The sequence below is a fragment of the Nostoc cycadae WK-1 genome, from assembly GCF_002897135.1.
Classification (GTDB): domain Bacteria; phylum Cyanobacteriota; class Cyanobacteriia; order Cyanobacteriales; family Nostocaceae; genus Nostoc_B.
Window position 1 is genome coordinate 162,991 of record NZ_DF978435.1, and the last position, 26,625, is coordinate 189,615.

The 26,625-nt window shown below is 39.6% G+C and carries 9 protein-coding genes and 1 pseudogene; 7 read left to right on the forward strand and 3 right to left on the reverse strand.

What is annotated here, in order from left to right:
* Window positions 1-56 precede the first annotated feature (56 nt).
* Together NCWK1_RS21355 and NCWK1_RS21360 are read left to right on the forward strand one after the other, a co-directional pair.
* Window positions 57-944: an alpha/beta fold hydrolase gene (locus tag NCWK1_RS21355; RefSeq protein WP_103126089.1), complete on the forward strand. Its 888-nt coding sequence runs from the start codon at window positions 57-59 to the stop codon at window positions 942-944.
* Between the two features lie 225 nt (window positions 945-1,169).
* Complete coding sequence (locus tag NCWK1_RS21360) at window positions 1,170-7,028, forward strand: trifunctional serine/threonine-protein kinase/ATP-binding protein/sensor histidine kinase (RefSeq protein ID WP_103126090.1); 5,859 nt, start codon at window positions 1,170-1,172, stop codon at window positions 7,026-7,028.
* A 217-nt stretch (window positions 7,029-7,245) separates the two neighbouring features.
* Here the strand turns inward: NCWK1_RS21360 and NCWK1_RS21365 are convergent, their stop codons facing one another.
* A complete protein-coding gene (locus tag NCWK1_RS21365; protein WP_187308205.1) occupies window positions 7,246-13,128 on the reverse strand; it encodes an ATP-binding sensor histidine kinase in 5,883 nt (1,960 codons plus the stop codon).
* A gap of 622 nt (window positions 13,129-13,750) precedes the next feature.
* Between NCWK1_RS21365 and NCWK1_RS21370 the strand changes: the two are divergent.
* The 5 genes and pseudogenes from NCWK1_RS21370 to NCWK1_RS21390 form a co-directional block, all read left to right on the forward strand.
* A pseudogene (locus tag NCWK1_RS21370) lies at window positions 13,751-14,158 on the forward strand (sensor histidine kinase); the annotation flags it as partial.
* Between the two features lie 73 nt (window positions 14,159-14,231).
* Window positions 14,232-19,661, forward strand: a complete 5,430-nt coding sequence (locus NCWK1_RS21375; RefSeq protein WP_103126091.1) for a trifunctional serine/threonine-protein kinase/ATP-binding protein/sensor histidine kinase — start codon at window positions 14,232-14,234, stop codon at window positions 19,659-19,661.
* A gap of 18 nt (window positions 19,662-19,679) precedes the next feature.
* Window positions 19,680-21,809 carry a PAS domain-containing sensor histidine kinase gene (locus NCWK1_RS21380; protein WP_103126092.1) on the forward strand — a complete coding sequence of 710 codons (2,130 nt, stop codon included), beginning with the start codon at window positions 19,680-19,682 and terminating at the stop codon, window positions 21,807-21,809.
* 206 nt (window positions 21,810-22,015) lie between these two features.
* Complete coding sequence (locus NCWK1_RS21385; protein ID WP_096578747.1) at window positions 22,016-22,174, forward strand: DUF2256 domain-containing protein; 159 nt, start codon at window positions 22,016-22,018, stop codon at window positions 22,172-22,174.
* 84 nt (window positions 22,175-22,258) lie between these two features.
* Window positions 22,259-23,218 (forward strand): isoaspartyl peptidase/L-asparaginase, encoded by a 960-nt coding sequence (locus NCWK1_RS21390; protein WP_103126093.1) that lies wholly within the window; start codon window positions 22,259-22,261, stop codon window positions 23,216-23,218.
* 91 nt (window positions 23,219-23,309) lie between these two features.
* On the opposite strand, the gene glmU is transcribed toward NCWK1_RS21390, so the two are convergent.
* Window positions 23,310-24,668: a bifunctional UDP-N-acetylglucosamine diphosphorylase/glucosamine-1-phosphate N-acetyltransferase GlmU gene (glmU, locus tag NCWK1_RS21395; RefSeq protein ID WP_103126094.1), complete on the reverse strand. Its 1,359-nt coding sequence runs from the start codon at window positions 24,666-24,668 to the stop codon at window positions 23,310-23,312.
* Window positions 24,669-24,925: 257 nt separating this feature from the next.
* Window positions 24,926-26,158 (reverse strand): response regulator, encoded by a 1,233-nt coding sequence (locus NCWK1_RS21400; protein WP_103126095.1) that lies wholly within the window; start codon window positions 26,156-26,158, stop codon window positions 24,926-24,928.
* Window positions 26,159-26,625 lie beyond the last annotated feature (467 nt).

Here is a 26,625-nt window from a genome sequence, read left to right on the forward strand (position 1 = left end):
CTTGTCTTATTCCAGCTACATTAAATTCAAATGGATTCAATTGTGGATGGATCAAGATGAAAACGAAGCATCAATTTTCATTTGAGTGGAATCAAAAGCGTTATGCGATCGTTTACGATACGATAGGTCAGGGTAAACCCGTCTTGCTCCTACCCGCATTTAGTACTGTTTCCAGCCGTTCCGAAATGAAGGGGATTGCCGAGGGAATTGCCAATCGCTACCAAGCCATTACACTTGATTGGTTAGGATTTGGTGAATCCGATCGCCCGGCTGTAAATTATCAACCTGCACTATTGCAGCAGATGCTTGAGGCGTTTGTCCAACAGACTTTCTCAGAACCTGTGGCGGTAATTGCAGCTGGTCATACGGCGGGCTATGTCTTGCAACTGGCTCAACAACAACCCCAGACTTGCTCTTGCATTGTTTTAGTTGCTCCCACCTGGCGCGGCCCTTTACCCACAATGGGCGTACCCAAACCAGTAGCAGCAGCCGTTAGACAACTAGTGAGATTTCCAGTAGTGGGTCAAGCACTTTATCAAGCAAATACAACCAAGGGCTTTCTGCGTCTCATGTATGGAAGGCATGTTTATGCAGATCAGTCACGCCTAACTCCAGAGTTTATTGAGCAGAAACAGCAGATTACTCGACAGTCTGGGGCGCGATTTGCTCCGGCGGCGTTTGTCACCGGTGGACTTGATCCAGTGAGCGATCGCCAGGAATTCATCACACTACTGCGATCGTCTCCTGTGCCTGTGCTGGTCATCTTAGCAGAACAAGCTCCGCCCTATTCCAAAAAAGAAATGACCGCGATGGCAGCACTACCTGACATTCAATCACTGACACTTCCTGGCACATTGGGAATGTATGAAGAGTACGCCACTGAAGTTACAGAAGCAACATTACCATTTTTAGATGCCAAGACAATTACGACAGTTGTTTCTTAGACTTAGTACTAGTTGATATGACTTACGCAAAAAACGAAAAATTCAGGTAGGTTTTAGAGCAGGGTGTAAGTATTCAAAAGCTTTACACCCCTATACCCAATCTTTGTGCCTAAGTCTTGACAAACATAGTACCAGAGAAAAAGTTTTGCTGTTAACAATACTTAAACCACGGGAATAATAGATGTATTAATTTCGCACTAAAAATTCTGTTCTGAGGTATGTACAATGATTATTCCTGTGGATGCAATGGCAGTCATTCCCGGTTACAACCTGACAGAACAACTCTATGCAGGGTCTAGAACTGTAGTCTACCGAGGTATTCGAGCCGCAGATCAAAAACCTGTCGTCATCAAATTACTCAACCGCGAATATCCCACCTTTAGCGAACTCTTACAATTTCACAATCAATACACGATTACTAAAAACTTAGATTTTTCTGGGATTGTTAATGCTTTAGGTTTAGAAGTAGACCGTAATGGCTATGCCCTAGTCATGGAAGATTTCGGTGGTCTCTCATTGCGAGAATATTTGAGAAATCAAAAGTTAGACTTGCAGGAGTTTTTGATCATTGCGCTGCAAATGTGCGATATCCTGCACTATCTTTATCAAAACCGGGTCATCCACAAAGATATCAAACCCGCCAATATTTTAATTAACCCAAAAACTCACGAAATTAAGCTCATAGATTTTAGTATTGCTTCGCTTCTGCCTAAAGAAACTCAAACTCTGATTAGCCCCAATATTTTAGAAGGAACCCTGGCTTATTTATCCCCCGAACAAACTGGACGGATGAACCGCGGGATTGATTATCGCAGTGATTTTTATTCTTTGGGAGTGACATTTTTTGAGCTATTAACAGGAGAATTACCTTTCAACTGTGAAGACTCGATGGAGTTGGTGCATTGTCACATTGCGAAAATGCCTCCTTCAGTTAACAGTGAGCAGATTCCTCAAGTGTTGGATAATATTATCCAGAAACTGACGGCGAAAAATGCTGAAGACCGTTATCAGAGTGCGTTAGGGTTAAAACATGATTTAGAAATCTGCCTTTCGCAGCTAAAAGAAACCGGACAGATTGTCAACTTTGAGATTGGTGAGTGGGATATTTGCGATCGCTTTATTATCCCCGAAAAATTATACGGTAGAGAAACTGAAGTACAGCAAATCCTAGCAGCATTTGAGCGCATCGCTAGTGTTCAAGAATCATCTCACTCCTGTAGCGAACTCGTTCTGGTTGCTGGTTTTTCGGGAATTGGCAAAACTGCTGTTGTTAACGAAGTCCATAAACCGATTGTCAGACAACGCAGTTATTTTATTAAAGGTAAATTTGACCAATTCAACCGGAATATTCCCTTTTCGGCTTTTGTCCAAATCCTCAGCGATTTAATTGGGCAGTTATTAACAGAAACTGATCAGCAATTAAAACAATGGCAATATAAAATTCTCCAAGCTTTAGGAGACAATGCCCAGCTAATTATTGATATTATTCCCGACTTAGAAAAAATTATCGGTCAACAACCACCCGTACAAGAATTATCAGGGACGGCGGCTCAAAATCGTTTTAATTTATTATTACAAAAATTCATTCAAATATTTGCCACACCAGAACATCCCTTAGTAATATTTTTAGATGATTTGCAATGGGCTGATTCGGCTTCCCTACAATTAATTAAATTATTAATGAGTGAGGTTAATAGTACTTATCTGCTATTAATTGGAGCTTATCGAGATAATGAAGTATTTCCTGGACATCCTTTAATGTTGACATTAGAGGAAATTAATCAGATGAGTGCCAGAGTTAATCCAATTAACTTACAACCTCTGAGTGAATTAAATTTAAATCAGTTAGTTGCTGATACTTTGGGTTGTAGAACAGAAGCATCTTTGCCTCTGGCTCGTCTGGTATATCAAAAAACTCAAGGTAATCCATTTTTTAGCACACAGTTTATCAAATCATTACACCAAGATGGGCTGATTAACTTCAACTTTGCCCAAGGGTTTTGGGAATGTGATATTGCTCAAATCAATCAGCGATCGCTCACTGATGATGTGGTAGAATTTATGGCTTTACAGTTACAAAAGTTGCCATTATCTACTCAAAATGTATTGCAATTAGCTGCTTGTATAGGTAATCAATTTAATTTAAAAACTTTAGGGGTTGTTAATCAACAATCAGTTAAAGCAACTGCGGCGGACTTGTGGCAAGCATTACAAGCAGGACTAATCTTACCACAAAGTGAAATTTACAAATTTTATGTAGGACAAGAAAATCAAAATTTCCCTGATAAAAATGCTGAATTTGTCACATACAAGTTTCTCCATGACCGTGTTCAGCAAGCGGCATATTCACTTATACCCGATGAGGCAAAGCAAGCCACTCATCTCCAAATTGGTAGACTCTTGCTCCAAGACAGTTCTGATGAGCAAAAAGAAGAACACATCTTTGAAATTGTCAGTCAACTTAACTTAGGGCAAAGCTTAATTACCGACACAGCCGAAAAACTTTTACTCGCTGAGTGTAACCTCAAAGCCAGTCAAAAAGCCCTAGTCGCCACTGCCTATACTAGTGCTTTTGACTATGCCACTAGTGGATTAGAGTTATTAGGTGAATCTGCATGGGATGAGTACTATTCGCTCACACTGCATCTGCACAACTTAGCGGCGGAAGCGGCTTATTTATCAGGCAATCTTGATGTGATGGAGCGATATGCACTAGTGATTCAGCAACAAGCTCAAACCCTGACGGATACTGTCAAGATTGCCGAGGTCAAACTAGAAGCTTACACGAACCAAGGTCAATTTATTTTCGCCATTGAGATGGCATTAGATTTACTGAATCAGTTAGGCATTCATCTACCGAAACAGCCTGTACCCGAAGAAATTCCAGCAGCATTTCAAGTGATCGCACTGCAACTAAATGGGCGATCGGCGGCTGAGTTACTCCATCTCCCGCCAATGACTGATCCAACGGTTTTGGCTGCTATGCGGATTTTAGTTAAGGTTGGGGTTGCTGCTTACGCTTGCAATCCAGTATTGTTTCCGCTGGTGGCTTTGAAAAAAGTAGAACTATCACTCCAGTATGGTAATGCCAATACTTCTGTGATTGGTTATGTTTATTATGGGCTGTTGCTATGTGCCGTACTCGAAGATTTTTCTACAGGTTATGAGTTTGGACAACTAGCACTCAACCTCTGCGAACAATTGCATGAAAAAGAGTTTTACGGACGTACCCTAGTCCTGGTCTATTTTTACATTACATTCTGCACACATCATACTCAAGAAACTCTAGCGCCCTTGCAGCAAGCCTACAGCTGTGGTTTAGAAGTTGGCGACTTAGTATTTGCAGGCTTTGGTGGGTTTACTTATTGCTTACATTCATATTTGACTGGACAGCCTTTAAATGAACTGATGAAAACCATTAATACATACAGTCACGGTATCCAGCAAATTGGTCAGCAAACAGCTTTGAACTTTATAAAATCCTATCAACAAACAGTTCTAAATTTACTGGGACAGGTAAACAATCCCATTGTCTTGACTGGCGCAGTAATGGACGAAGCCGTTATGTTGGAAACGCTGCATCAAAGTGGCGATCAATCAGGACTGTGGTTTTTGTTAACTAACAAAGTTGGTTTGTGTTTCTTGTTTGGGGAATATTCCCAGACTTTAGACGTAGCACAACAGGCTAAACAATACTTGGGAAGTGGCGCTGGTACATTAAATGTACCTCTGTTGTATTTTTATGAATCATTGGCACTGTTGGCAACATCAGGTGATGCAGAAATCATTGCAGCCAATCAGGAAATGCTTCAGAAAAGGGCGCTGGCTGCACCAATGAATTTTCAACACAAGTATGACCTAATTAAAGCCGAACAGCATCGAGTTTTAGATCAAAAACTGGAGGCAATGGAATTATACGATCGCGCTATTGTTGGCGCGAAAGCAAATGGCTATATTCAAGAAGAAGCCCTCGCTAATGAGTTGGCGGCGAAGTTTTATCTTGAGTGGGGTAAAGAAACAGTCGCTCAAGCATATATGCAGCAAGCATACTACTGCTATGCTCATTGGGGTGCAAAAGCCAAAACAGATGATTTAGAAAAGAAATATCCCCAGATTCTGCAACACATTCTCCAACAGCGAAGACTTAACTTGAATCTGCAAGAAACCATCAGCAACGCTACTATTGTTACCTACACCAGTCAAACTTCTACTTCTCATAGCACCAGCTTTTCTCACAATCTGGACTTCGGCGCTATTTTAAAAGCTTCAAGGGCGTTATTGAGTGCAATTCAATTGGAGGAGTTGATTACAAATTTAATGCAAGTGCTATTACAAAATTCCGGGGCGCAGAAAATAGCACTTGTCTTACCAGATCAGACCAATTGGGTTGTAGTATCTGTGACTACTATCGAGGATTTGGAACAGTCGGTCTTTTCACCCCATCCGCTTGATAGTAGTCATGATGTCCCTATTAAAATGATTTATGCAGTGAAACACACCTTGCAACCAATCATTATTCACAACATCACAAAAGAAACTACCTGGTTAGCAGATAGTTACATCCAGCAATATTTACCCAAGAGTGTTGTTTGTACTCCCATTGTCAATCAAGGTCAACTAATTGGGCTGTTGTATTTAGAAAATAGTTTAACAAGCGAAGTCTTTACTAGCGATCGCCTCGAAATTCTGGAATTAATATGCGCTCAAGCGGCGATTTCTCTAGAAAATGCCCGTCTGTATCGAGATGCTCAAAACTATGCTCAACAGTTAGAAGCATCTTTGGCGCAACAGCAAGCCAGCCAAGTTCAGTTCCGCAATCTCGCAGATAATATTCCTGGTGTAGTTTATCAGTTTCGGCTTGCGCCTGATGGGGCAATTTCTGTGCCTTATATTAGCTCTGGTTGTTATGAACTGTATGGGGTAGATCCAGAAGATGTTATGACAGGTAGACAAGCCCTACATACTCTACACCATCCAGAAGATGACCCAGTTGTTGCCCAAGCAATTGCTGAATCTGCCCAAAATATGACTCCGTTTGAGCAAGAATGGCGAATTCTCTTGCCTTCTGGCACTGTAAAATGGATTCAATCTAAAGCCCGACCGGAACTGCAAGCAGATGGTGCAATTATCTGGGATGGGGTAGTGATTGATGTCAGCGATGTTTACGACGAGCTACGCTTACGCAAACTTGCTGAAATCGCACTCAAACAAAAATCTCAAGAATTAGAACAAGCACTCTCTAATTTGCAACAAGCTCAATTACAAATGGTACAAAATGAAAAAATGTCTGCGTTGGGTAATTTAGTAGCAGGGGTAGCCCATGAAATGAATAACCCTCTGGGTTTTATTGTTGCCAGCCTCAAACAAGTTAAACCAACCCTTGCAGATATATTTGCACACTTAAAGTTATATCAAGATATTTTTCCTGAAGCTCATACAGAAATTCTTGACCATGCCGCAGAAATAGACTTGGAATATACTTTAGAAGACTTACCCAAGGTAATTGAGGCGATGGTAATAGCCTGCGAAAGATTAAAGAATATTAGCACTAGTCTTCGCACCTTCTCCCGTGCCGATAAAGATTACAAAGTGCCATTTAATATTCATCAAGGTATCGATAGCACAATTTTAATTCTCAAGCATCGCCTGAAAGCTAACGAACAACGTCCAGCCATAGAAGTAATTACAAATTACGGTGAAATACCGCCAATAGATTGTTTTCCTGGACAATTAAATCAGGTATTTATGAATATTTTAGCGAATGCAATTGATGCTTTAGATGATTCTAATGGCGGGCGTAAATTTGCAGAAATCCAGTTAAATCCAAATACAATTACTATTAAAACTTTTATAGAAAACCGCCAGCTAAAAATATCAATTACCGATAATGGTAAAGGAATGACCGCAGAAATTAAATACAAGATTTTTGACCATTTATTTACTACCAAAGAAGTAGGTAAAGGTACGGGATTAGGATTAGCGATCGCCAGACAAATTATCGAAGAAAAACATGGCGGTAAAATCACCGTTAATTCTGTTGTGGGTGAAGGAACTGAATTTATAATTTATCTACCAATAGCCTAATACCGTTTCACTTTAAGTTTGGTACAAATAGACCGTAGGGGAGCCAGCACGTTGGGGAGACACTGCGTTGCGGAGGTTCCCTCCGTTGTAGCAAGGGTCGGCGGGTTGCCCGAATTGTAGCGACTGGCGTGGGCAGAGGAGCGGAGGAGAAATTATTCGTATCATTTATTTAGTGAAATGGTATGAGCATTTTTACTTTTGCCTTGTTCTGTCAAGCTCACGCTGGAATTTCAATCACAAATTCTGTACCTTGTCCTAAAACAGAGTGGCTACTTAACTTACCACTGTGTGTTTCTTCAACAATTTGTCGAGCAATTGCTAATCCTAATCCTGTACCTTTACCTACTTCTTTAGTGGTAAATAAATGGTCAAATATTTTTTCTTTAACTGATTCTTGCATCCCTTTACCATTATCAGAAATTGATATTTTGACGGATTTATCTAAGAGCAATGTTGTAATTTTAATTTGGTTGGGATGAGCTTTTATTTCTGTAAAGATTCTACCTATACTTGCTTCTTCTAAAGCATCAATTGCATTAGCAATAATATTCATAAATACCTGATTTAACTGTCCAGGAAAACATTCTATTTGAGGTAAATCTCCGTATTCGGTGATGACTTCTATGGCTGGACGTTGTTCATTTGCTTTCAGGCGATGTTTGAGAATTAAGATTGTACTATCAATACCATGATGAAGATTACAATGGACTTTGTAATCTTTATCAGCACGGGAAAAAGTACGCAGGCTTGTGCTAATATTTTTCAGGCGATCGCCAGCTATCATCATTGCATCTATCGTTTTTGGTAAGTCTTCTAAAAGATAAATTAAGTCAATTTCTTCGGCATGGTCTTGAATTTCATCACTGGGATTTTCTAGATTTGATTGATAAAGTTTTAAGTGTTCAATGATATCCTCCAAATTTGGTTTAGTTTGTTTGAGAGTTGCCGAAATAAAACCCAAAGGATTATTCATTTCATGAGCTACACCCGCAACTAAATTACCCAACGCAGACATTTTTTCACTTTGAATGATTTGCAATTGTGCTGTTTGTAAATCTTGGAGAGCTTGTTGCAAGTCTAGGGATTTTTGCTTTAACGCTAGTTCAACTTGTTTGCGCTCATTAATATCTCGCATCACCACTACCGCACCAACTTTGTTACCCCAAGCATCAAAGATTGCTTGACCACTGGCTAACAAAATTCTCTTTGTACCCTTTTTGGGAGCAATTACCATCTCGACGTTTTCAATTTTTTCCCCTTGCAAGGCACGAAATAAAGGAATTTCTGTGGTTAATAAAGGTGTTTGACCATCAGGCTGATAAAGGTCAAAATGTTCTGCCCATTGTTCAGGAGGTAATAATGCTATTGGTAAGCCATGAAATTCATAAGTGGCTTTGTTAAATAAGGTCAATTTGCCATTAGCATCACAAACAACAATGCCATCTGTAATATTGTCAATGATGACATTTAAAAATTCTCGTTCTTGAGCCAGAGATGCTTCAGTTTGTTGTAATTGTGCCAGGGAAATTTGTAAGGAATGGGATTTTTCTTGTTCTCGCTCATAAAGTCGGGCATTTGCTAGAGAAATCGCCGCTTGCGTGCAGAGTAAATTCAACAGTTCGATGCGATCGCTAGTGAAGGCTCCTGTTGCTAAATTATTCTCTAGGTATAAAATACCCAGCAATTTACCTTGATGCAAAATTGGACTACACAAGATACTCTTGGGCTGTTGTCGGACAATATATGGGTCGTTGGCTAAGGTATAATCTGCTGCTGCATCTCGTAGCACAACAGTTTGGTGGCTATGCTTGACTTTATAAATTAACTTGTGGGGAATTTCTTGACTGTCTTCAACTGGAATCTTCTGCAATACAACTGGCGGTTTTCCTTCTGTCATCAAGCCTTTGATGAACAGGCCCTCATCTCGCAACAACATTAAGACACATTTATCAGCCCCAGAATTTTTCACAACAATCGCCAGCAATGTTGACAGCAGTTTTCCTAGTTCCATTTCACCAGTTAGAGTTTGATAAGCTGTGAGAATCGCTTTTAAATCGAGGGTATCGGAGATATTGTTGCTAGAAGTGGGGGAACTGGTAGATGTGAAAATTCCTGAAGCCAGGATAGTTTCGTTAGTTGTAATCGCCGCACGAGTTGATTGTAATATCGGTGCAAGTAATTGAGGATAGTGTTTTTCTAAGTCGGCAATTTTGGCTTTTGCACCCCAATGGGCATAAGCATAGTAGCCTTGAATCATGTATTCCTCGGCTATGCGCTGTTTATCCCATTGCAGATAAAACTTGGCTGCTAATTCTTGGGCGAGGGCTTCTTCGTTGATAAATTGATGGTCTTTAGCCAGATTTATCGCTTGGTCATAACACTCACTGGCGGCAAATTTTTCACCCAAAACTCGATGACGTTCAGCCTCGACTAAATACCATTTATGCAAGTGGTTCATCGGCGCATAACACGCCCATTGGTGCAGAACTGTTTGGTGGCTGGCTGCAACCGCCAGCAGTTCGGCTTGTTCTGGTTCTGGCTGGTTCGGCACAAGTCCTAGATAAGTTAGCGCCGCATAAAAATGGAAAATCGGCACAAAAATCGATCCTGATACTGCCATTAAACAGGGCTTGGCTTGGTCAATATAGTTGCGTGCATTTGTATAATTAGCAAAATAGCAAGCAAGTAGCAGTTTGTAGATATAAGCTTGAGCGATCGCAATCAAGTCATTATCCTGCTGGTGCTTAGTCAGCATCAATGTTTCATTGTAGGTATTACCAATCAAGTAATCTGGTTGGCTGACTGGTTCTATTAAGTTTTCTGCCGCCTGTTTACCCAAATTCAAATATACTTGAGCCGAATATTGTTTTACCTGAGCCAATGCCAGACTATAATCAGCCATAGCTTTAACAAAACTATGCAGTTCTTCACCAGTGAAAAATCTGCCATCACTGTGACCACCCAAAGCAAAACCAGCATGTAAAAAATCTCCGGTTTCGATGCCAGTTTGGTAGGCGGTTAACAGCAATGGAATTGTGGCATCTAATCGCGCTTGGTAATGTTGAATAAAGCAGCCAAACAAAGAAAGAACAACGGATTTATGTTTTTGAATATGAAATTTTTCTAGTAAGTTGATAGCTAACTGACCAAAGGCATAGCCTGTGACTGCATCTTCTAAGAATGCACACAACACCATCCCGTGAATGCCATATCCTGTTGTAGATGCCACCGTATTACCTGATTGCAGAGATAAACTCACCATCATTGAACTTAACCAGGGTAATAAACCTGGCATTCCTTGGATGATAGGTGAAAACAGCATTCCCAACACTTCGATTGCGGCTTCTGTGGTGGGATCTGTCATTAATGGCAGATTGATCAAGTCGGCAATGTTTCTGCCTGCAAGTTGAGTATTTAGGTTTTGGAGGATTTGGCCAGTCAAGGCTGGATCAGGTGTTTGTGGCAGTTCAACCCCCAATTGAGCTAATGCTGTTCTGCCAACTGCGATCGCCTCCAACACATTACATTGTAAAACTTGGGCGGCAATTTGAATTTCATAAATTTTCACTTTATCTAAAATTGTGTGCGCCGATAGCAATACTATGGTTGCTATCTGTTCCATACTGGCAAAGTCACTATTCAAATAACTTGCTTCAGCCGCGGCAATATGGAGATGCAACGCCAATTCATACTGCTGAATCCAACAATGTTCCGATAATAGTTCTAGTCCAGTTTGGATATATATTCTGGCTGCGGAATATGCTGTGGAATTTCTCGCCTTAGTGCCAGCTTTTAAGTTAAGTTGTGCTAATTTTTCCTGTGCTTTTGGTTCAGTAATTAACTGAATGCCTTTATTCAAATGTCCGACAATATCAAATATTTTTTCCTCTTTTTCGGTTTCAGATAGATTTTGTTGGAGTAATTGTCCGATTTGCAAATGAGTTGCTTGTTTTCGCTCTTGGGGAATCAGCGAATAGGCGGCTTGTTGTACTCTGTCATGTAAAAATTTATATTTTGCTAATTGTTTAGTAGTATTACCTGGTTCTAGGGTCAAGCGATCGCCTTCAATTCCCTGATAAAATTTATAAACTTCACTAATTGGTAAAATTAATCCTTCTTGCAACGCTTTCCACAAATCAGCAGCAGTTTCTATCTCTGACTGCTGAGAAACAATTGCCAAAGTTGCTAAATCAAAAGAGTTGCCAATACAAGCCGCTAACTGTAAGATATTTTGTGTAGATTGTGGCATTTTTTGTAATTGCCATGCCATAAAATCTACAACATCATCTGTAAGTGCCAGTTGATTGACTTGAGTAATATCACATTGCCAACAACCCAAGGCAAAATCAAATTGAATAAGATTTTCTTGATGTAATGATTTCAGAAATTGGTTAGCAAAAAATGGATTACCCTGAGTTTTTTGATAGATTAATACAGAAAGATTCCATACCAAATTTTCTGCACATTTCAGAGTGTTGGCTACTAACTGATTTAGTTGTAATTGATTTAGCGGTGCTAAAGTAATAGTATTAATTGTGGCTTGTGTTTTTTGAATTTCATTCAAAGTCAACATTAACGGATCTGCTGGTTTGACTTCATTATTACGATACGCCCCAATTAAGAATAGATAACCTGTATCAGCCATTAAAAGCTGGACTAAGTTTAATGATGCTGAATCTGCCCATTGCAAATCATCTAAAAATATCACTAAGGGATGTTCAGTACAGGTAAATACTTGTGTAAACTTTTGAAATAATAAATTAAATCTATTTTGTGCTGCTGTGCCTGATAATTCTATAGCAAGTGGCTGTTGACCAATGATGATTTCTAATTCGGGAATAACTTCCATAATTACCCCGCCATTTTCACCCACAGCCGCTAAAATTTTATTTTTCCATTGTTGAATTTGTGTATCACTTTCAGTTAAGATTTGACCTATCAAATCACGGAATGCTTGGACAAAAGCAACCAAGGGAATATTCCGTTGAAATTGGTCGTATTTACCTTTGATAAAATAACCACGTTTTCTAACAATTGGTTTATGAACTTCATTAACAATTGCTGTTTTCCCAATTCCAGATAACCCAGTAACAAGCATCATTTCTGTTGCACCTTGGCTGACTCTCTCAAATGCTTGCAGTAGAGTTAATACTTCCGCTTCTCGTCCATACAGTTTATCAGGAATAATAAAGCGATCGCATATATCCCGTTGTCCAATTTCAAAATGTTCAATCGTACCTGTTTCTTGAAGTTGAGATAGACATTTTTCTAAATCATATTTTATTCCCAAAGCACTTTGATATCTGTCTTCAGCATTTTTCGCCATCAAATTCATCACAATATCAGAAATTACTGGCGGAATTTCTTCCCTATTCCCTATTCCGTGTTTCCTGTTCCCTAATACTGTAGGCATTTTTGCAATATGACAATGTACCAATTCCATCGCATCATTTGATTGAAAAGGTAATTCTCCAGTGAGTAATTCATAGAAAGTCACACCCAAAGAATAAAAATCAGTCCGGTAATCAATTGGGCGATTCATTCTTCCAGTTTGTTCTGGAGAAATGTAAGCAAGTGTCCCTTCTAAGACGTTAGGATTAACAATTGCTGGTGTTTCTCTCGGTAATAAAGAGGCGATGCTAAAATCAATTAATTTAACTTGTTTGGTTACAGGGTTAATTAAAATATTGCTGGGTTTAATATCTTTATGAATGATGCGCTCGTGATATAAAATATCTAAGGTTCTACACAGTGAAATTGCAATTTCTAAAAACTCCTCTAGAAATTCTTCCCTACTCTTAGCTTTCCATTCTGGAAGAGAAATTCCGCCAAAATCTTCCATTATTAACACATAGGCATTTTTATATGCTTCGAGGCTATAGGTTTGAATAATAAGAGGTGAGTTGAGATTTTTGGCAATGCTGTACTGATTGCAAAAAGATAAAAGTTCACTAAAACTAGGATAAGAGTTTTTTAGCAGTTTAATGACTACAGGTAAATTGTCAGTTTCTCGTACTGCTCGGTAAACTATAGTTCTGGAACCATCATAAATTTGTTCGCCGACTATATATCCGGGAATACTGACTGGAATACTAATCATAACTGCGTTCAGGCTGGAGAATTTCTAACTTTAGTATTCCCAAATTTCTCTAGAGGACTTCAAAAGCAAAAAAGTTGATCTGAATTGTTTTGAATAATGTGTGTATGGCAATAATTAGTCAGTATATTTAGTAACTTATTATTACAACAAGGCAAAAGTAAAAAGTGAGCTACTGCGTTGGGGAGGTTCCTTCCATTGTTGCAAGTGTCGGCGGTTTTCCCGACTTGTACCCCCAGGGGGAAGCAAGCTACGCGTAGCGTCTCCGATTAGGAGACGCTAGTGGCGTTAGACTCTGAAGGAGTCAAAAGGAAAAAGAAATAATAGTGATAACACAAGCCTTTTAGCAATTCCAGATGGTCTGTTTATTTACGCCGATCTGTCTAACTACAAACTTACCAAATAACTATACAATGGCGCTAGAACCATAGTTTATCGAGGATATTGAGAAACTGCTTAATTAAGCTTGAAACCCAATAAGTCAAATTAATCGACTTTAGTATTGCATCATTACTACTACGGGAAACCCAAACTTTAGTTAATCCTCATGTTTTAGAAGGAATCATCGCTCACATTTCCCCATAATAAACAGGAACGATGAACCGGGGTATTGACTACCGCACAGATTTTTATTCTTACAGAATACGGTGAAATACCACCAATAGATTATTTTGCTGGACAATTAAATCAGGTATTTATGAATATTTTAACGAATGCGATTGATGCTATAAATGATTTTAATAGCAGGTTTAAATTTGCAAAAATTAAGTTAAATCTAAATAAAGTTACTATTAAAAATTTTATAGAAAACTGCCAGCTAAAAATCTCAATTGCCGACCATGATAAAGGAATGAGCGAAGAAACTAAACACAAAATTTTTGACCATTTATTTACCACGAAATATGTAGGAAATGGTACAGGCTTAGGAATAGCGATCGCCCGACAAATTGTTGAATAAATCCACGCCGAAAAATTGAGTTGTAACTCGACTTTGGGTGTGGGAACAGAATTTGTGATTAAAATACCATTATAAATTTTTGCTCATATTTATAAAAAATTTAATAAACTGGGAAAACTAAAACTGTCAATCATCAGGATTTAGCCGTATGGTTAGCACAATACTCAGTATTCCTGGATATCACATCACTCAAGAACTCTACAACGGTTCTAGAACCCAGGTTTACCGAGGGTATCGACAAACTGACTCATTACCTGTAGTGATTAAACTGCTGAAAAATCCTTACCCCAGTTTTAGTGAACTGGTACAATTTCGCAACCAATATACCATTGCCAAAAATCTCAACTCTCCTTTAATTCTCCAAACTTATAGCTTGGAACCTTACCAAAATAGCTATGTGTTAGTGATGGAAGACTTTGGAGGGATTTCTCTTAAGGAATGGGGAATAGAGAATTGGAAGTCGGGAATGGGGGAAACCTTACAATCTCTACAGGAATTTTTAGAAATAGCGATCGCTTTATGCAACGCTTTAGAAATACTTTACCGCAATGCCTGCGACGGTCTACACCTAAGCATTATTCATAAAGATATTAAACCCAGCAATATTTTAATTAACCCCGAAACCAAACAAGTTAAATTAATTGACTTTAGTATTGCATCTTTACTACCACGAGAAACCCAAACCCTAGTTAATCCCAATGTTTTAGAAGGGACATTGGCTTATATTTCTCCAGAACAAACCGGGAGAATGAATCGGGGGATTGACTATCGGACTGACTTTTATTCTTTAGGGGTGACTTTTTATGAGTTACTCACAGGGGAATTACCCTTTAAATCAAATGATGCGATGGAGTTGGTACATTGTCATATTGCGAAAACACCTGCGGTATTGGGGAACAGAGAAGAAATTCCCCAGGTAATTTCTGATATCGTGATGAAATTGATGGCGAAAAATGCCGAAGACCGCTATCAGAGTGCATTGGGATTGAAATATGATTTAGGAAAATGTTTGGTTCAACTCCAAGAAAATGGCAAAATTGAGAGTTTCCCCATTGCCCAGAGAGATGTGTGCGATCGCTTCATCATTCCTGATAAACTGTATGGACGAGAAGCCGAAGTAGAAAAACTACTACAAGCATTTGAGCGTGTTAGCATTGGCGCATCTGAAATCATATTAGTTGCTGGCTTTTCGGGGATTGGGAAAACAGCAGTTGTCAACGAAGTACATAAACCGATTGTTAGACAACATGGTTATTTTATTAAAGGCAAATTTGATCAGTTTCATCGAAATCTTCCTTTTAGTGCATTTGTGCAAGCATTCCGAGATTTAATTGGTCAATTGTTAAGCGAAAGTGAGGCGCAAATCCAGCAATGGAAAAACAAGATATTAGATGCTGTTGGCGAAAATGGACAGGTAATTATTGATGTAATTCCCGAATTAGAACGGATTATTGGTAAGCAACCAACCATACCAGAATTATCAGGAACAACAGGCGAAAATAGATTTTATTTAATATTTCAAAAATTTACTAAGGTCTTTACCAGTGCAGCACATCCTTTAGTAATATTTCTAGATGATTTGCAATGGGCAGACTCAGCCTCATTAAAGTTAATGCAACTATTAATGACTGATACATTGCATCTTTTGTTAATTGGGGCTTATCGTGATCACGAAGTCACTCTTATACATCCATTAATGTTAATTTTGAGTGAAATTGCCAAAACACAAGCAACAATTAATACTATTAATTTATCACCACTAAGTCAAGAACAAGTTAATCTATTAGTTGCGGAAACACTTAGATGCCCAGAAAAGTTAGCTGGGAATCTTTCACAACTTGTATCTCAAAAAACTCAAGGTAATCCATTTTTTGCCATTCAATTTCTCAAAGCATTGCATCAAGATAAATTAATTAAATTTAATTTTAATTTAGGCTGCTGGGAATGCGACATTACACAAGTAAGTCAGCAAGCAGTGACAAATGATGTTGTGAATTTTATGGCATTTCAATTACAAAGGCTGCCTTTAGCAACTCAAAATGTATTACAGTTAGCAGCTTATATTGGTAATCAATTTGATTTGGCAACTTTAGCAATTGTTGCAGAAACATCAGAAATTGAGGTTGCGGCTGATTTATGGAGAGCCTTGCAGTCAGGGTTAATTTTACCAATTAATAACATTTATAAGTTTTATCAAAGAGATATTCATGATGAAGCAGTTCGAGAAGATGTCAATCATCAACCATTAGTCCAATACAGATTTTTACACGATCGCATCCAACAAGCGGCTTATTCATTAATTCCCGCAGCACTAAAACAAAAGACTCACTACCGCATCGGACAACTACTCTTACAAAAAATTTCTCCCACCGCCAGAGAAGAACGCATTTTTGAACTGGTTAATCAATTAAATCACGGCACCAGTTTGATTACTAAAGCAACAGAACGAGAGGAACTTGCACAACTGAACCTCACAGCTTGTCGTAAAGCGAAAGCCGCCACCGCTTATTCAGCAGCGCGGGAATATGCCACAGTGGGATTGTTACTATTGGGAGAAAAAGCTTGGCAACAACAGTATGAAATCACCATCGCCTTGCATGAATTAGCCGCAGAATTGGCAATGCTGTGCGGTGATTTTGCGGTGATGGAACAACTGATTAATCTTGTCATCGAGCAAGCACAATCCTTACCTGAACAGGTGAATGTTTACCGGATTAAAATTCAATCTCTAGTTTCCCAGAATAAATTTAGCGAAGCCATTGCAATCGCCCAAACAATTTTGCAACAGCTTGGCGTTACCTTTCCTGCAACACCCACACCAGCAGATATTCAACAAGAAATTCAGGCGATCGGGGAACTGATAGGCGACAGAAACATTGCAGATTTAGTTCATCTCAGCCTGATGACGGATACCACAAAAATAGCAATTTTGCAAATTGCTGGCAGCATCATGTCTGTAGCTTATCTTTCTGGCTCTCCCTTGTTTCCCTTACTGATTTCTTTATCAGTCAGAACATCCATTCAGTATGGCAACACGCCAGCTACAGGCTATATCTATTGCTCCTATAGTGTGCTGCTGTGCAATTTTTTGCAAGATGTGGATACAGCAACAGAGTTTGGTCAATTAGCACTCCAAGTTGTCGCAAAACTAGATGCTAAAGCGGCTAAACCGCAAGTATGTCTCCTCCTGGGACTATACATTCGCCAACGCAAATCTCACATCAAAGAAACCCTCCCACTCTTGCAAGAAGGGTATAGCATTGGGCTAGAAGTCGGCGATCTAGAGTTTGCTGGACACAACGCCCACAATTTTTGCTTTTATGCTTTTTGTTGCGGTCAGTCTCTAATGACATTAGAACAAGAGACTCGCGCTTACTGCAACGGGTTAATGCAGCTTAACCAATTAACCACAGCCAATTATTGCCGCATATATTGGCAAGCTGTGTTAAATTTGCTGAGTTTGACAGAGAAACCCACCATTTTATCTGGGGAAGCTTTACAAGAAAATGAATTTGTTTCCCTACTGCAATCCGCCAATGATGGGTATGGGTTGTACATTTTCTCTTTGTATAAGCTGATGCTTTGTTTCTTGTTTGCAGAACTAGAAGCAGCCGAAAATTATGCAATTCAAGTCAGGCGCTATTTTATGGCTGGTGCAGGATTAGTCAGTGAACCTGCTTTTTATTTCTATGATTCTCTCCTGGCTTTGGCAAAGTTGCATCAACACCCAGATGAGACATCAGAAGTTTTACAGCGTGTAGCTGAAAACCAAAGCAAACTTCAGCATTGGGCGCACTATGCCCCAATGAATCACCAGCATAAAATTGATTTGGTGGAAGCAGAAAAATATCGGGTTTTAGGCAAATTCTATGAAGCAGGAGATTTTTATGATCGCGCCATCTCTGGAGCCAAAAAAAACGCATACATCCAAGAAGAAGCTTTAGCTAACGAACTTGCAGCTAAGTTTTACCTCAACTGGGGCAAAGAGAAAATTGCCGCAGGTTATATGCAGGAAGCCTACTACTGTTATGCTCATTGGGGAGCAAAAGCGAAAGTTAATCACCTAGAAAAAACTTATCCTCAATTACTCCAACCAATACTGCAACAACAACGCATCAATCTTAATCCCTTAGAAACTATAGCTTTTCGTGGGACTGTTTCACCGACTCACACGTCTACTAGCGACAGCACTAATTATTCAGAGATTCTCGATTTTACCTCTTTTCTCAAAGCGGCTCAAGCAATTTCTAGTTCTTTAAAATTAGACGAACTCATTGCTAATCTAATCCAGATTATTATCGAAAACTCTGGGGCAAAAAAAGCTATATTGCTGCTGTCTCAAAATCAGACTTGGCAAGTTCAAGCAATTGGTTTAATGGAGCAGGGAAAATTACACACTATTCTGGAGCCGCAATTAATTGATACTTGCCCAGATATCCCCAAAAAAATGATCAATTATGTCATAAACACCCAAGAAACACTGGTTATAGACAATTGCCAAACAGATATACCAGGGGTAATTGGGGAATATATGCTGCAACATCAACCCCCAAGTGTACTTTGCACACCGATAGTTAATCAAGGATATTTGGTAGGTATACTCTACCTAGAAAATAAGTTAACTTCCGGGGTATTTACTCGCGATCGCCTCAATATAATTCATCTTTTGTCTTCTCAAGCCGCCATCTCCTTAGAAAATGCCCGACTTTACCAACAAGCCGGACAAGCATTACAAGATTTACAACAAGCCCAATTACAAATTGTCCAAAGTGAGAAAATGTCTGCATTGGGTAATTTAGTTGCTGGGGTTGCCCATGAAATGAATAATCCCTTGGGCTTTATTTCTGCTAGTCTCAAACAGGCTAAACCAACGCTGGCTGATATTGTTGAACACTTAAAACTCTATCAAGAAACTTTACCCTTACCCAGTGATGAAATTCTCCATCATGCTGAAGAAATTGATTTAGATTATAGCTTAGAAGATTTACCCAAAGTCATTGATGCAATGATGATAGCGTGCGATCGCCTGAAAAATATTAGCACCAGTCTCCGTACTTTTTCCCGTGCTGATAAAGATTATAAAGTACCATTCAAAATCCACGAAGGCATCGACAGCACAATTTTAATTCTCAAACATCGCCTCAAAGCCAATGAACAACGTCCGGCGATTGAAGTGATTACTGATTATGATAACCTACCGCAGCTTGAGTGTTTTCCTGGACAACTAAATCAAGTTTTTATGAATATTCTAGCTAATGCTATTGACGCTTTAGAAGAATCTAATAACCAACGCAGTTATGCCGAAATTCAAGCTAATATTAATCGGATCATCATTAAGACCTCATTAGAAAATCAACATATAAAAATATCAATTGCCGATAATGGTAATGGGATGCCGGAAGATGTAAAAAAACAGATATTTAACCATTTATTTACAACTAAAGCGGTGGGGAAAGGTACAGGATTAGGATTAGCGATCGCCAGACAAATTATCGTTGAAAAACACGGCGGTTCCATCCAATGCAAATCCTCTCCGGGAGAAGGTACAGAATTTGTCATCTTAATTCCCCTACGATAATCAATAAGAGGAAAATTTATGAATAATGCAGTGCTTGAACAAGAAATTGCTTTGCTGCGTCAAAAAAATGCTGAGTTGCAGCAACAGTTAGCACAATCTACAAGTGAATATAGCAAACGAATCATTCAATTAGAACAGGAATTGCAAGCAACTCAACAACTCTTACAAAGTAATTACCAAACAGAACTCGCCCTCAAAACTTCTGAAGCAGAATTACTCACATTGTTTAATGCAATCCAAGATGTAATTATCGTTGTTGATTCCGAGGGAAGATATCTAAAAATTGCTCCTAGTTGTGCGCCTTCACTATACAAACCGCCTACAGAACTTATAGGTAAAACCACCCATGAAGTTTTACCCACCGACCTTGCTGACTATTTTGTGGAATGTATTCAAAAGGTACTTAAAACTCAGAAAACTGCCAAAATCGAATATAGCTTGCCCATTGGCGATCAAGAGATTTGGTTTGAGGGTAATGTTTCTGTCATGGATGAGAACAAGGTAGTTTGGGTAGCGAGAGATATTAGCGATCGCAAACAGGTAGAAGCAGCTTTACGTCAACAAGAAGTTCAATATCGTAGTATTTTCGAGACTGTTAGTGATGGCATCAGTGTTGTTGATTTAAATAGTGGTAAGATTGTTGCTGCCAATCCGGCTTTTTGTCAGATGCACGGCTACTCTCAAGCAGAATTATTTCAATTAAGTCCTCCAGATTTTATCCATCCAGATTCTTTGCATAAATTTGGAGAATTTATCAATTCCATCAAGATGGGTGATGAATTTCACACTCAAGGTGTAGACATTCGCAAAGATGGTACTTACTTTGATATCGAAGTCACAGGCAAACTCTTAAACTACAATGGCAAACCCTATGCACTTTCGGTAGTGCGCGATATTAGCCAGCGTAAACAAGTAGAACAAGAACAACGCAGATTACTAGCGATTCTCGAAGCAACCACAGATATTATTGGTATAGCTGATGTGAATGGAAATAATCGCTATCTTAACCAAGCAGGTCAGAAGATTTTAGGCATTTCTCCCTCAGAAACCGATAAGTTTCATATCAGCGAGCTTGTAGAACCCTCAATGTTAGAAACATTGCAGACACAGAGCCTACCTACTTTACTTGAGAAGGGTGTCTGGTCTGGAGAATCTAGATTACGCAGTCGTAGTGGAGAAGAATTTCCAGTTTCTCAGGTGATGATTGCCCATAAAAATGAACAGGGAGAAATAGAATTTTTATCAATGATCGCTCGTGATATCCGCGATCGCCAACAAATCGAAGCTCAACTTCGACAACAAGCAAAAGATTTAGCCCAAACTCTAGAAGAACTGCAACGTACCCAAGCACAAATGATTCAAGCTGAAAAAATGTCAAGTTTAGGTCAACTAGTTGCAGGAGTTGCTCATGAAATCAACAACCCTGTCAATTTTATTCATGGTAATCTCACTCACCTGGAAGAACATACCCAAGATTTATTGCAGGTAATTAACTTATGTCAACCTATGAACCTGCCAGAATTTCAAAATTTGTCGGAGGAAATTGACTTAGATTACATTCAGCAAGATTTACCTAAAATCTTGCATTCTATGAAAATAGGGACTCAACGCATCCGCCAAATTGTGTTATCACTGCGTACCTTCTCACGTATGGATGAAGCTGAATTTAAAGAAGTAGATATTCACGAAGGTATAGATAGTACTTTAATGATTTTGCAACATCGTCTCAAAGAAAAACCCGAATTTCCCGAAATTCAAGTCATTAGAGACTATGCTTCTTTACCTTTGGTAGAATGCTACGCCGGACAACTCAATCAGGTATTGATGAATATTCTCACCAATGCCATTGATGCTTTAGAAATGGGAATGGGGAAAGATGAACCACCAACAATTACGATTCGGACTTCTGTGATTAATGCTGGTTGGGTAAAAATTGCGATCACTGACAACGGGATGGGAATGTCAGAACAAATTAAAACACAAATTTTCAATCCCTTCTTTACCACCAAGCCTGTTGGTAAGGGAACAGGTATGGGAATGTCCATCAGTTATCAAATCATTACTGAAAAACATGGTGGCAAGTTGGAGTGTTACTCCCAACCAGGACAAGGAACGGAGTTTGTCATTAACATTCCCATTCGGCAGTGATTAGTCTTTCAGCGGATAACAAACAACGACTTAATTAATTTTTTGTATCAAAAATAACTATATTATTTGGCGATTTGTGGACACATCAATTTAAAAATCAATCGAATTGCTATTTATGAGCTAAAGTCTCCCGCCTTTGTAGCAAACTGGTTATAATTATTTTCCGTCTCTCTCAAAACTTAACATTATATCTTCACAGTATTTATATGGGGCGCTATCGTTCTAAATCTGACCTGCCCACAAAAATCTGCCCGGTATGTCAACGTCCCTTCGCTTGGCGAAAGAAGTGGCAAGATTGCTGGGATGAGGTGAAATACTGCTCAGAACGTTGCCGCCGTCGCCGTTCTGACGCGAAAACAGACTAAGGGGTGAAATATGAAGTATGAACTATGAAGTATGAAGTGTAAAATCAACTTGAATTCAGACGCAAATAGCGCAAACAATTATAGATGCAGGTAAAGGTGCAACCCAAATTAATTATTCATGGAGGAGCAGGTAGTTCTCTCCACGGCAAAGGAGGATTAGAGGCAGTACGCCGATCGCTCCATGCAGTTATCGAAGAAGTTTATGCTTTGTTATTAGCAGGGGCAAACGCTTCCGCAGCAGTGCTGCGGGGTTGCCAACTGTTGGAAGATGACCCCAGATTTAATGCTGGTACTGGTTCGGTACTGCAATCTGATGGTCAAATTCGTATGAGTGCGGCCTTAATGGATGGCATCTCAGGGCGTTTTAGTGGTGTGATTAATGTCTCGCGGGTAAAAAATCCGATTGAATTAGCATATTTCTTACAAAATTCCCCTGACCGCGTATTATCAGATTATGGTTCAGCTGAATTAGCGCGAGAGTTACAAGTACCCAGCTACAATGCTTTAACTGATTTGCGATTACAAGAGTGGATTCAGGAACGTCAAGATAATTTTAAAAGCACAATGGCTGGGGTAGTAGCCGAGCCAGAATTATTAGAAACCACCAGCAATGCTGGACGTGGCACGATTGGCGTAGTAGCTTTAGATGCTCATGGTGGCATCGCCGCAGGTACATCCACTGGCGGTAAAGGCTTTGAGAGGATTGGTCGGGTAAGTGATTCGGCAATGCCAGCTGGTAATTACGCCACTAGTTATGCGGCTGTTAGCTGTACTGGAATTGGTGAAGATATTATCGATGAGTGTTTAGCACCAAGGATTGTCGTGCGGGTTACTGATGGGATGACTCTCAAAGATGCTATACAACGCTCGTTTACTGAAGCCCACGAACATCAAAGAGATTTAGGTGCGATCGCCCTAGATGCCAGTGGGGCGATCGCTTGGGGTAAAACTAGCCAAGTCTTACTCGCCGCCTATCACGACGGTGAAAAAGTTGGCGACACTTTAGAAATGGCTGTTGGTACGCAGGTCGGCTGTATATCCTAGTGCTGAGTGCTGAGTGTAAAGTGCTGAGTATCAATCCGTTTGCTGAATGTCTAAACATATCTGAACTACATATGTAAAACTTACTCAGAACTCAGAACTCAGCACTTTTCCTCCGCCATCCTTGCTTGACTACCTGACGACTACGGGCAATGACTAAACTATCGTTAGGCACATCTTCGGTGACTGTGGAACCTGCTGCCACATAGACATCATCACCTAAATTAACTGGTGCTACTAACACACTATTAGAACCAGTTTTGGTGCGATCGCCAATTTTAGTCCGGTGTTTTTTTACACCATCATAATTGGCAGTAATTGTGCCTGCTCCAATGTTTACCTGAGTCCCCGCTGTGGCATCACCCAAATAAGATAGATGGGCTACGTTGGTTTTATCACCTAACTGAGTATTTTTTAACTCCACAAAATTTCCGATACGGCAATTCCTTCCTACTTCAGTATGACCACGTAAATGCGCGTAAGGGCCAATCCGAGTTCCAGCTTGCACAATACTATCTGTAACTACAGAATATTGCACTGTAACGTTTTCGCCCAATTGGCTATTTTCAATCAAACTTCCTGGCCCGATGCGGCTACCAGTTTTAATAATGGTATTTCCCCGTAGGTGAGTTTGCGGCTCGATAATTACATCCGGTTGTAACTCTACAGTGTCGTCAATTGTAATGCTATGGGGATCGATGAGGGTGACACCTGCAAGCATCCATTTTTCTTTGATGCGCCTTTGCAAAATTTCGTAGGCTGTGGCTAATTGTAGGCGATCGTTAATGCCTAAAATTTCTTGATAATCTGCTACATCCACAGCCATCACTTTTCCAACTTGGGTGACAGCATCTGTAAGGTAATATTCTTTTTGGGCATTGTTAGCTTCTAAATGTGGTAAGACTTTGGCTAAGTCCGGCCAACGAAAGCAATAAATCCCGGCGTTAATCTGCCGATTTTCTCTTTGAGCAGGAGTACAATCTTTATCTTCAACCATTTGTTGGACTATATTTGCACCATCGCAGAAAACTCGCCCATAGCCTTTGGGGTCAGATAACTGAGCAGTCAGAATGGTTGCAGCGTTTTGATTTTGTTGGTGAGTAAGCAATAACTGTTTCAGGGTTTCGGTGCGTAACAGTGGTACATCACCATTCAGCACTAATAAATCTCCAGTGTAGCCCTCAAGATAAGGCAGTAATTGCTGGATGGCGTGACCTGTTCCCAGTTGCACTGTCTGTTCTACAAACTCTAAGTTGAAGCTTGATTGTATGGCTGCTTTTACTTCTTGGGCTTGATACCCGACAATCACCATTCGTCTTGAGGGTGAAAGCGGTTCTACGCTGTCTAAAACTTTTTCTACTAGCGATCGCCCACCCAAAGAATGTAAAACTTTGGGTAAGCTGGATTTCATCCTTGTGCCGCGTCCCGCCGCTAGAATTGCTACAACTACCATAATCAAAAGTATGAAGTATCTTCGCCCGTGAAGTTCCCAAAAGGTAGTATAGCAGGAGGCAGAAGACAGGAGGTGAGACCGTGTGTCTTGAGCATTGGCAGAGCCGCCCAACGAGTGACCGAATTTTAGATTTTAAATTTTGGATGAAGATTCAAAATTCAAAAAGGTGACAGGTTCGCCTGACTTTAGGCATGGGGTCAATCTAAAATCTAAAATCTAAAATCCAAAATCGTGTGGCTGTACCCAAAGAGAAAACATTACTTCAAGTTGTAAGTATGAATAAAATCAGTAAATCGCTGCATTAGTTCAGGATTTCGCCACCCTGCTTGAGTTTCTTCCCACATCACAGATAAAGCTTCTGCTGGGCTGAAAGCTCTTTTATAAGGCCGCTCGCTAGTCAGCGCATCATAAATATCAATTAATTGGAAAACTTGCGCTAAAAACGGAATTTCATTACCCTTCAGTCCATCAGGATAGCCTGAACCATTCCAGCGCTCGTGGTGATGGCGAATAATGGGAATTACACCCCGCATACTACGTAAGGGCTGGCAAATTTTTTCCCCAATTAAAACATGCTGCTGCATCATCTCCCAATCTTCCAAGGTAAGTTGCTCATTTTTGAGTAGCACTGCATCTGGAATGCCAACTTTACCAATGTCGTGAAGATAACCACCCCACATCAAGTCTCGCAGTTGAGAGCGAGAAAGATTCAGGTATTCTCCAAAATTTTGTCCTAGTGTGACTAACCGTTCACAGTGATCTCCCGTATTCGGATCTCGACTTTCAATCGCTCTTGCAATGGAAAATAACACTTGTTCTGCGTGGTCTAAGTCTTCGTTTAATCGCTTTTGCCTGACTAAGGACTTCACACGCGCTGCTAGTTCTACACGATCAAAGGGTTTGGTCAGAAAATCATCGGCTCCAACTTCTATTCCGCGAATGCGCGATCGCCTATCATTTAATGCTGTAATAAAAATTACTGGAATTAACCTCGTATGTTCATCCTGCTTGAGTAAGTGACATACCTCAAACCCATCCATACCAGGCATCATCACATCTAGCAAAATTAAATCTGGGTGTTTTTGTGTAACCAACACCACAGCAGCCGCACCACTGTCTGCTTCAATCACTTCATAACCTTCCATTGCCAACAATGCAGCAGCTGTCATCCGACTAGCAGCATGGTCGTCAACTACTAAAATTTTTGGTGCTTCAGTATCAAAGAAGCAATTCACTTTGGAGCCTTTGACTTGTAGAGTTCTAGATAATAATGAATTGTAGCCAGAATTAATCTCTGATTTACCCCAAGAAGACCCGGCTTTTCCCTCTTCAATCATTACTTCCTGCTGGGATAAGTTTAGTGGATAGTCCTCTAAGTCCCGCCATTCTAGCTCATTATTTGCATTTCCACTATGCACTTTCTTTTTGGGATTTGACCCACTCAGACTTTGTTGATTAGAGTTTGTGGAATTAGCACTCCAGTAAATCACAAAGGCACCCCATTCTTTTTAAATTAACAGTGTCTGTCTGCAAAAATCAAGTTTAGCTCTGCAACCATACTCCACTTTGCATTTTTACAAGCTTGCTGTCTTATTCTTAGCCTGCTTGTTTTTATCATGCCGAGGATATTTTTCTTTAAAAAAATATAATTTTACTAAGAGAAATTTGCCGCAAACATCCTAAATATCCATTCTAGTATCATAAATTCACCCAAATGTTAAATCAGGTTTTTTACGGATATTTTTAATCTTTCAGTATAGCAAGAGTGTTTTGTTCTTGATTATTTGGCTGAAAAATTATATTTTTATTTTGAGTTTTTATATAATTTTCAAAAAAAACTGTACTTATTGCCAAACTATTTTGACAATTATCATATTTGGTAGATATTTTATTTGATGTGAACTTTCCTAGTTTATACCTCGAAAACCAGAATAATTTTAAGATCATATTTCATTGC